At 53.6% G+C, this 8,735-nt stretch carries 8 protein-coding genes and 1 pseudogene; 1 reads left to right on the forward strand and 8 read right to left on the reverse strand.

Features of this window, described 5'->3' with window-relative positions; genetic code table 11:
- Positions 1 to 191, forward strand: a pseudogene (locus tag HEM79_RS22515) (hypothetical protein); the annotation flags it as partial.
- Between the two features lie 258 nt (positions 192 to 449).
- Here the strand turns inward: HEM79_RS22515 and faeJ are convergent.
- From faeJ to HEM79_RS21835, 8 genes are all read right to left on the reverse strand, one after another.
- Positions 450 to 1,190 carry a F4 (K88) fimbria accessory protein FaeJ gene (gene faeJ, locus HEM79_RS21800; RefSeq protein WP_000932020.1) on the reverse strand — a complete coding sequence of 247 codons (741 nt, stop codon included), beginning with the start codon at positions 1,188 to 1,190 and terminating at the stop codon, positions 450 to 452.
- Positions 1,191 to 1,206: 16 nt separating this feature from the next.
- Positions 1,207 to 1,971, reverse strand: coding sequence for a F4 (K88) fimbria minor subunit FaeI (gene faeI / locus HEM79_RS21805; protein ID WP_000758126.1), 765 nt, complete (start codon positions 1,969 to 1,971; stop codon positions 1,207 to 1,209).
- 30 nt (positions 1,972 to 2,001) lie between these two features.
- Entirely contained in the window at positions 2,002 to 2,799 is a 798-nt protein-coding gene (faeH, locus tag HEM79_RS21810; protein ID WP_000706307.1) for a F4 (K88) fimbria minor subunit FaeH, read from the reverse strand.
- 225 nt (positions 2,800 to 3,024) lie between these two features.
- Positions 3,025 to 3,801 carry a F4 family fimbrial subunit gene (locus tag HEM79_RS21815; RefSeq protein ID WP_000751777.1) on the reverse strand — a complete coding sequence of 259 codons (777 nt, stop codon included), beginning with the start codon at positions 3,799 to 3,801 and terminating at the stop codon, positions 3,025 to 3,027.
- A 238-nt stretch (positions 3,802 to 4,039) separates the two neighbouring features.
- Positions 4,040 to 4,531, reverse strand: coding sequence for a F4 (K88) fimbria minor subunit FaeF (gene faeF, locus HEM79_RS21820; protein ID WP_089558175.1), 492 nt, complete (start codon positions 4,529 to 4,531; stop codon positions 4,040 to 4,042).
- Between the two features lie 34 nt (positions 4,532 to 4,565).
- The gene (gene faeE / locus HEM79_RS21825) at positions 4,566 to 5,357 is read right to left on the reverse strand and encodes a F4 (K88) fimbrial chaperone FaeE (protein ID WP_000044497.1); all 792 of its coding nucleotides are present in this window, start codon (positions 5,355 to 5,357) and stop codon (positions 4,566 to 4,568) included.
- Positions 5,350 to 7,755, reverse strand: a complete 2,406-nt coding sequence (gene faeD, locus HEM79_RS21830) for a F4 (K88) fimbrial usher FaeD (protein WP_286178658.1) — start codon at positions 7,753 to 7,755, stop codon at positions 5,350 to 5,352. Before faeD ends, faeE begins: the two co-directional genes overlap by 8 nt.
- A 51-nt stretch (positions 7,756 to 7,806) precedes the next feature.
- Positions 7,807 to 8,331, reverse strand: coding sequence for a fimbrial protein (locus HEM79_RS21835; protein WP_050543182.1), 525 nt, complete (start codon positions 8,329 to 8,331; stop codon positions 7,807 to 7,809).
- Between the last annotated feature and the right edge of the window lie 404 nt (positions 8,332 to 8,735).

Here is an 8,735-nt window from a genome sequence, read left to right on the forward strand (position 1 = left end):
TTTTTACCGACAGACGATTCAGTAAAAATGGTGGAAGGACTTACTATCCAGATCGCATCACAGAAATGGGGGGAATGGCGAATGACAATAAGCCGCTTTATTCGAGTTTGGTAACTGCTTTGACAGCCACTTTTAAGAAAAGGCATTTGCACAGAATGGCAAACAGGCTCTATTTTCCGGAGTTGCCGTAAAATGCTCCTCCTTATTTGAATAACCGCATATAATTAAACTCATTGTTTTAATTAAAATTGTTTGTGTTACTCTCATTGGAAAATATGGTAAATCCCTCTACCATATCAGCAGACCCGGTCAGTAGCACCTTTACTTTTGTTTTTCTGTTCATATCAGCCAGAAACAGAAAAACAGTAACGACAACATCAGGAATATCAGGGCTGCATAAGCCCCCGCTATCCACCTTCCCGGAATCACGATTCTTTGTTTTCCTCTCATCAGAAATACACCACCACCGGCGTCAGGCTTCCCTGCCAGCGTTTTACCGGTTCCTCAGCACCGGGGAAATTCACCCGCACATCACTCAGGGATGTCACCCAGACACCGGCAATATGCTGGCTGCCATTCTCCTGTGACAACAGCGACTCTGCCCCCGAAATAAACGCATCATAACGTGCCGTCGAGCCGGCATAGTCCGGGGTCCATTCATAGCCGTTCACCTGCTTTTCGGCCCCCAGCGTGGTCACCTCTCCGCTGACCACGCTCCAGCCCTGACCACCAGTAATATTGCCCTGCCATGCCAGAAGATGGCGCATCGTGAACGTGATTTCCCCGTAACGCACCTGTCCCCGGGCCGCAATACGGGGAGATGATGGCACCACCTGAAGTAATGTCACCGACGGCTGCAGCCCCGGACGGGCAGTTGTCAGTGATGTGGTATGTCCGCCAAGAATATAAAAATCCTGCCCTCTCCGGCTTTCTCTGACCATGCCGCTTTTACCCGTTGTCAGACCGGCCTGCACGGCGTCTGGTGCACTCATCCGCACAGCACGGGGCTGCCACGGCCTGGAAACTTCAGGAACATACAGCGTACCGCTGAATTCCGTCACGCCCACAGCCATTCCCTCCTGCCAGTGGCCCGGCGGAATAGTCAGGGGTTGCGCCAGCACACTGGCTGAAGTCAGAAAAAACAGAGCCGGAAACATACCGGACTTCAGACGATGAATAATATTCAGCACCGGACCGTCCTCCTGCTTACTGGTACTCAATACTTACCGGCAGTGACACCCGCCAGCGCTCCGGCATCGTGCCGTTCAGACGCAATTCACCACTGCCTGCCACAGTCTGTGCACCATACGCACCTTCAACCTGACGCAGGGAGGCATCACTGAAATGACTCACTCCCGAATAACCACTGACTGTCATTGTCTGCAGCCAGGACGGACCTTCACCACTGAACATCTTCTGCAGAACACCCGGAATATCAGAAACCTTCATGGCTGTGCTTTCACCAGGCAGGCCATTCACATTCAGGTCGTCATACACACCGGCATACGCCGGCTGTCCGTCCTTCATCTGGCGCAACACCCCCGCAGCCTGCATTCTGAAAACAAATGTGCCTGCCCGGACGTTATTATCTCCGGTGACAGGCAGCGTCACCTCCGCCACGCCTGGTGCTGTCCATTCAAGCGAAAATCCCTCAGTACCCTTTCCGTAACTGACACGGGGAGAAAGCCCCTCACGTCCTGCCGGTGTGGTCAGGGTGGTTTTTCCCAGTAAAACGGTCATCGCCGGCAGTGCGACCGGAATTGCCTGCTCACCGTCACGAACACCGCGGCTCTGTTTAACCTCCAGGCCTTCATTTCCCTGTCCGACTTTCCATACCCACGGGTTACGGGTGCTGGTCACCGGGCCTTCCAGCTTAAGCTCTCCGCTGAAATCCTCTCCCGGCGTGTTCCAGGCCAGTACGCAGGAAGACAGGAGGCTGGCAGCAAACAGAAACAACGTCACCTTTTTCACTTCTCTTCTCTCCTTATATCCCTGCAACCATCACTGTACTGTAACCGTCACATTCAGCCCTGCCTGCCATGCTGCAGGCGTGCCCTCTGCCGGTAACCGCAGTTCAAAATCCGACACGGCTGAGGCATATGCCGCAGCCAGATTCATCACCCGACCGTCAGCCAGTATCCCCTGAGAGATGACCTGACCATTGTCTGCGGCACTCATGCCATTGCCCCCCCCCTGGTTCATCAGAAGTAATGTGGAAAGGCGGGTTTTAAGCCACTGTGGCAACGTTCCTGACTGTACATCCGTCACGCTCTGTCCGCCAACCAGCGACATCCCTGCCGGCACTGTCGCCCCCTCTTCCTGTGCACCGGCACTGACTGCCATCCCCTGATTCAGGGTGAAAGAAAGCTGCCCCGACACATTTCCCGTTTCCGGGTCACGTACCGGGACAGAGGCGCGAAAACGTTGCGCCGTAGTGCCACTGCCTTCCTTTACGGCGAAAGGCTGTCCGTTACTGCTGAAGGTAATCAATGGCGTGAACCCGGGACCACCGCGCTCAGCCACCTCATGCAGATGTCCCTCCAGAAACGGCAGCGCCCCTTTGTCACGCAAATCAAAAACAAGCTGTCCGTTCTCTGTACGTGCATCGGCAGTATCCACTGACCAGGTCTGGTCAGGTGAACTTATCTGCCAGGTCCATTTCGGTGCTTCGTCAGTGACAAAGCCATTAAACTGAATTTCTCCACCATCAAGAATATCTGCATGAGGCGCAGCCGAATAAAACAGGGCCACCGAAATAATGGCAGAAAGAAGGGCTTTATAATAATGCACTATTTTCATTGTTATTTACTCTGCTCTGTTCCGGAGTATATAAAAATAAAAACCAGATCATTCAAAAGTGTTCCCACTGAAAACAATACAGAACCGACATGCATCACAACGCATTCCGACAGAAAAAACACCTGTTCCGATATCCCGGTTCTGTATATTCAGGCCACCGGAAACAGTGGCCTGAATTTTTAATCAGCAGCAAACGGTGAGGTTTTACTGCCGGATGCTGCTGAATTACACGTAGGAGACAATAATCGGCAGAGAAGCCTTCCACTGAACTGTGCCGTCAATCTCCTTATCAAGGGTGATATCGATTTTTGAGGATACAGGGATACCTGATACATAAAAAGCGCTAAAAGAAGAGCCTTTTTCAGAAAAATCCACCGGCGCTGGAGTAGCGCCATCAGTAACCCCCTGAGTATTATAATTTTTTGCTACTTCAGCAAACACTTCTGCCGCAAAACCCAAAGGATCAGAATGTGCGCCAGGCGCGTTTTTACCTACCCCCCCAAAAAAGGCCTCCCCACTATCAGAGGCATATACTGTAGAGACACCCTGCCCATCATTACCCTTGTAAGAAGCTATTGCAGCAGCCCCCATCATAGTCTCAGCTTTACCAAGCTTCTCACCTTGAGAATCTTTTATGTCCAGAGTTAATGATACCGTCCCCCCGTTAAATGAGTCCACATCAACCGCATCACCATAATTAATCTGCGGAGAAATACCCTGCTGTCCCTTAAATGCTTCAGAGGTCTGAGTACGAATACCCAATAACGGAATAGCGTTCTTCAAAGAGATCTCAACAGTCTTCTGGCCTTTCTCGAGCTTTGCATCCAGACCTTTTACCGCATCGCCAACTTTCACTTCCCACGGCCCCTGCTGGGATGCCGGACTAAATATACCCCCCATATCAACTGAACCACCCGAACCGTTTGGAGTCCACGCCGCCATCGCAGAGCCGGATACTGCTGCAGAGGCAGCCACTACCAGTGCAATCAGAGTCTTTTTCATAAAATAAATTCCTTAATATTTCATAAATAATAAACTGAAATCAGTAATCCTTATTTTCCCGGAATTACCGCAAAACCATCCCCTGCGGATTCATTTAAATAACCGCATTTCATTAAACACTGTGTTTAACTCAGAATAGCTTTACGTTATTCCCGTTTAAAAATACGGTAAATCCCTTTACCAGTATGACCCGTTCCGGAGTCACGGATGTATTGCATCTGTTGTCGGAGATGAATCCTCAGTCTTCCACCTGCAGCGCTATCTGCAGATTTCCCCGGTAACTGACCGGGACTTCCAGCTCTGCCGGTGCATCCGTTCTTAACTCAACCAGCTTCTGTGCCTCCGGAACGGCTATCACCACATCCTCACCCTGCTGTCTGGCACTGAGTGCCACTCTCTTTCCGTCAACCATCAGGGCCGTCTTCAGGGTGATGCGGGCTTCCCCGTTATCCGGCAGAGTCTGCTTCACCGTGATATATGTCAGGCCACCTGATGCAGCCCTGGACTCTGCGCTGCGGATGGTCAGGCTGCCGGGAAGAGGCGTCGTGTCTCCACTCCGGTACAGCACCGGGTCTGTCGGTGTACGGGTCACCTTCACCACGCTGTTACCTGACACATGACCGTTCACCACCCCCAGATACTGCGTTTTCTCGCTGTATTCAGCGGACAGTGCTGCCTGAATACTGAGTGCACTCAGGACCAGGGTGGCTGCCGTCATTGTTTTCTTCATTTATTACCCCTCTGTTCCGTGTTCCGGAGGGCGGTTATTTTTTATCTGCCTTATCAGACGGATTAATCGGCGAATCAGATGCCTTCTGCCCGGAAGGAGCCGCAGCCTTTTTCTGGTTAATTGTCCAGGTCTGCAGGCTTCCCCAGTCATTCAGGGAGTCCACTTTCACCACATTCCTCTTCACCTGTACTTCATCACCCGGCATGAACATCAGCAGTTTCTGTGCCGTCTCATTATCCGTAGCAATTTTCTTCCCGTTTCCGTCCAGCAGACTGCCAATCGCAAAAACGTACGGCGTGGTGTTCACCAGCATGGTCCTGCCATCCGGGCGACTCTGCAGGCTGATGCCCTCTTCTGCCCCCTTGCGCCCTTCAAGCAGTGCCTTCGGTCGGTAGAACAGTTTCAGCTTCGTGCGCAGTGCCACTGCAATACCGCTTCCCTCCAGAGCCGGCGGAATATCCTGCAGGTTCAGCCAGTACACCGACTCTTTATCCTTCGGCAGATGGTCCGAGGCCATGATGATACGCAGTGTCTGCTGCCCCTCCGGCTTCACTTTGAAGAAGGACGGCGTCACCACAAAGGTCGGACGGGTGTCCTTCTCCACGATATTGTCCACCCAGGCCTGACCACCAAAGGTACGAGCCTTGTCATTGTTGGTGACCGTGATGGTCAGCGCATCCTTGTCCCCGCGGAAGATATAGCGGGTCTGGTCTGCCGCCAGGGAAGCCATCGCACTCTGACAGGTCATCATCAGCGCCAGGGACACCCCCAGTGCTTTTGTCACCCGGTTGGTGAAAAACGTCGTTACTGCGTTACGCTTACTCACACGTAATCTCCTGTAGTTTCTCAGTATCCTGCAGTTTCGCCGCAGGTATCCGGCACTTGCCCAGGGTGATATCACCCGGCGCATCCACCGTGTTAATCATCAGCACACCATTGTTGGCCACAAAGCCCAGCGGTGTGTTTTTACTGTCACGTGCCCAGGTTCCCCCCGGCACAAACTCACCGTCACGCTGCTTCACCTGCAGCAGGTAACGCTTAACTTTCAGGGCATCAAACGGCATCCACACCACCGCTTTGTCCGTCGGCACCACCTTCTGACTGGTGTTCGTCAGTTCGGTACTCAGCGGCAGCGTGCCCGCATCAATCGTCACCGTGTTCCAGTCATAGCTGTTCAGCGGTACCACCAGGTTGCCGTCGCTGTCAGTCTGTCCGTCACCGGACGTCACCTTCACTCCGGGGGTATCCTTCACGTTCACCACGGCCACGGTATCCCCGGTCGTGCGGCTGAACATGATGTCTTTCGCCGCCGGAACGGCCAGTACCGAACCGCTGACCGAGACAGAACCACTGGTTCCGCCGGACTGCGAGTGGTTCAGAGCCCCACTCAGATAAGCCCGGTCACCACTGTACGACGCGTTCAGATAACTGCTGGCACCGCCATCGCTGTCACGACCACCGCCCAGACCATAACTGAAACGGTCATTCAGCGAGCCGGACACGCCGGTGCTGACGCCCGTACCACCGCCTTTGCTGGTGCTCACCGACGTACTGCTGCTGTAACGACGGTCAAACAGTGTGAACGGTACCGACACTGACGCCGATGCAGACCAGTTGTTTTCCCCCCGGGTGTTCCGTGAACCGGACCAGCCCAGGTTAAGACTGACGCCCTTAATCTGTGTGCTCAGGGTGCCGGTAATCCCCGTATCCTTACCGTTGTCATCGCTGTACCGGTAACGCCCGGTCGTGGATGCGGGGTAATAGCTCCTCTGCCAGCCGGACACCGACAGACTGAACAGTCCACCCACCGGCTGACTGACACCGGCATTCCATTCATCCTTCGTCCGGCGACCATGATTTGACTGCGACCACAACTCTGTCGGGTCAAAGGAGGACATGTCCTCATATTCCTCACTCTGCCGTGACCAGCTCACCCGCAGTCCGGTGTTCGTCATCTCCAGTTGTTTACTCCAGGATAACTGCACCTTATTCCCGCTGCGGCTGCCGTCACGGTATTTTGCCGTGGCATAAGCCCCGTCAGCAGACACCGCCCCCAGGTAACTCAGCCCCAGAACAGCCCCGGCGCTGACGCCCTGCCAGTCCTGGTTAAACACCCCTCCGGTGCGCAGTGTCAGCCCGTCCAGACCGTAACCGTATGACGCCGCAAACACACCGCCTTTCAGGTCACTGTCATCGTCAGGCAAACCGGCTGCCACACTGAACTCGTGCTGCCCCGGACTTAACTGCCCGGCCATCACCGACAACGGGAAGTTCTGTACCTGCTCGCGCCCGTCTTCACCGGTGATTTTCATGGTCACATCACCACTGGTGTACAGCGGCACATCCGTGATGGAGAACGGCCCCGCCGGCACCATCTCCGAATGCAGCAACCGCCCGTTCTGTGTCAGCGTCACCCTCGACGGCCCGTTCGCAATGCCGCTGAACACCGGGGTATACCCCAGATTGCCCGGCTTCATGCTGTTGTTCCGGCTCAGCGACACGCCGTACGTTCCCGTACTGCCCAGCAGACTGTCCCCGGTGGATGTTTTCCCGACCGCCAGGTCCGCGCTCAGTGCGCGGATGGCCCGGGTGGCCGTAAACATGTTTATCGTGGTGGAGTTATCCCCGCTGTCACCGCCACTGGCCGTGGCAGAAGAACTCACCACCCAGTGCCCGATATTGGCTTTCAGGTCCGCTGAGCCAAAGGCCGAGGTGTTATTACGGCCGGTGTTGGCGTTCGCGTTATAGTTCACGCGAAATGCACTGGTCCCGTAATCCCAGTCCACATTCTCCGGCATCTTCACCAGCCCCTTCTGGGGAATGGACAGCGCCAGACTCTGGGTGGAAACATCAAAATCCACCTTCACTGACGGGGCTTTTGTCAGCACATAGCACTGTCGTGTGGCGTCATATCCCTCACGAAAGTAATCTGCACTGACGTAAATCCCGGCCTTCGTCAGCCATGCCTCTGTCAGACACAGTTCATTACTGTCCTGTGGTGTCACATCCAGTATCTGTTTCCCGGCCTCCTTCCCGTTCAGGGACAGGTCAACCAGATAACGCCCCGGCGCATAGCTACCGTTCAGGGCTGCCCAGACTTCCGGATTAACCCCGGCACCCCCCTGGATAAAGGACATATCCAGTTTTTCACCTGCAATACCTGTGGCACTGGCAAAAGCAGCTGATACGGCAAGCGCGTATACAGTCCGGAAAAATACGAACAAAATTGATTCAGCGGCTACCTTATACCCTTGCACACACAATCCTTTTCTCAGTTACTGATACGTCACCACAAAGGTCAGTGCCCCCGAGTATTCCCCCGCCTTCACATTCGCCGGAAACACCGGCTGCGCACGAAAACGGAACTGCCCCTTAGCGGCAAACTCCACCGGGTAATTCACCGAATGACTGTCCTGAGTCAGACATCCGCGATAATCAGCCTGTGTATCCACTGCCCGCACATCCACGCGAATACCCTCACCAGCACCGCGGGTGACCACGCCCCCTGCGTCCAGCTGCCCCGGGTTACCAAAATCCAGGGTGGCGACCTGCCCGGCCTTAAAGGCAGAGCAGCCCTGAACCGTGGCGCCGGACTCATACAGACGCACAGTGAAGTCACGCGGTGGTACGGATGCTCCCGTGGACTTGCGGTAAGTCCCGAATGTCAGCCGGTCACTGTTACCGGAACTGTCCGCATCCACCACCACATGACAGGCCGAAGCCACAACATCCATAGAAAATATTGTTTTTTGTCTCCCTTCCGCCGTTTCTGTCAAAGCCAAGAGCCATGTACAGGCAATAAAGAAGAAACAAATAAAACGAAAAAAAATAAAACACCTCCAGGGGGAGCATCATTTCATTCTTGCGGCGAATATCCCCCCCCCCAACAGAAAAACAAAATTATAAAACATTATTTAAAATTAATTCCTTTAAAAACATCCGGTTAAGAAAACCCACAAAAATGCATTACACAAAAATAAATTTGCGCATATATAAGCACTAGCCAACATTAATGCGCGTTGCTTCTGCAAAAAAAACATCCTGAACACCATGCATATCAGGATGAAACTGGTTTGCGATATAACAACAGCTAATATCAGATAATGGGAAGGGATAAGATCATAGAGAGGCGCACCAGCCATATTCCGAATAAGGAGAAAACACCAGCAGTAATACATGCAACAAAGCAGGCGGACGAAAAATC

Origin of the sequence: Escherichia sp. 93.0816 (assembly GCF_013368855.2) — a bacterium.
GTDB classification, from domain to species: Bacteria; Pseudomonadota; Gammaproteobacteria; order Enterobacterales; family Enterobacteriaceae; genus Escherichia; species Escherichia ruysiae.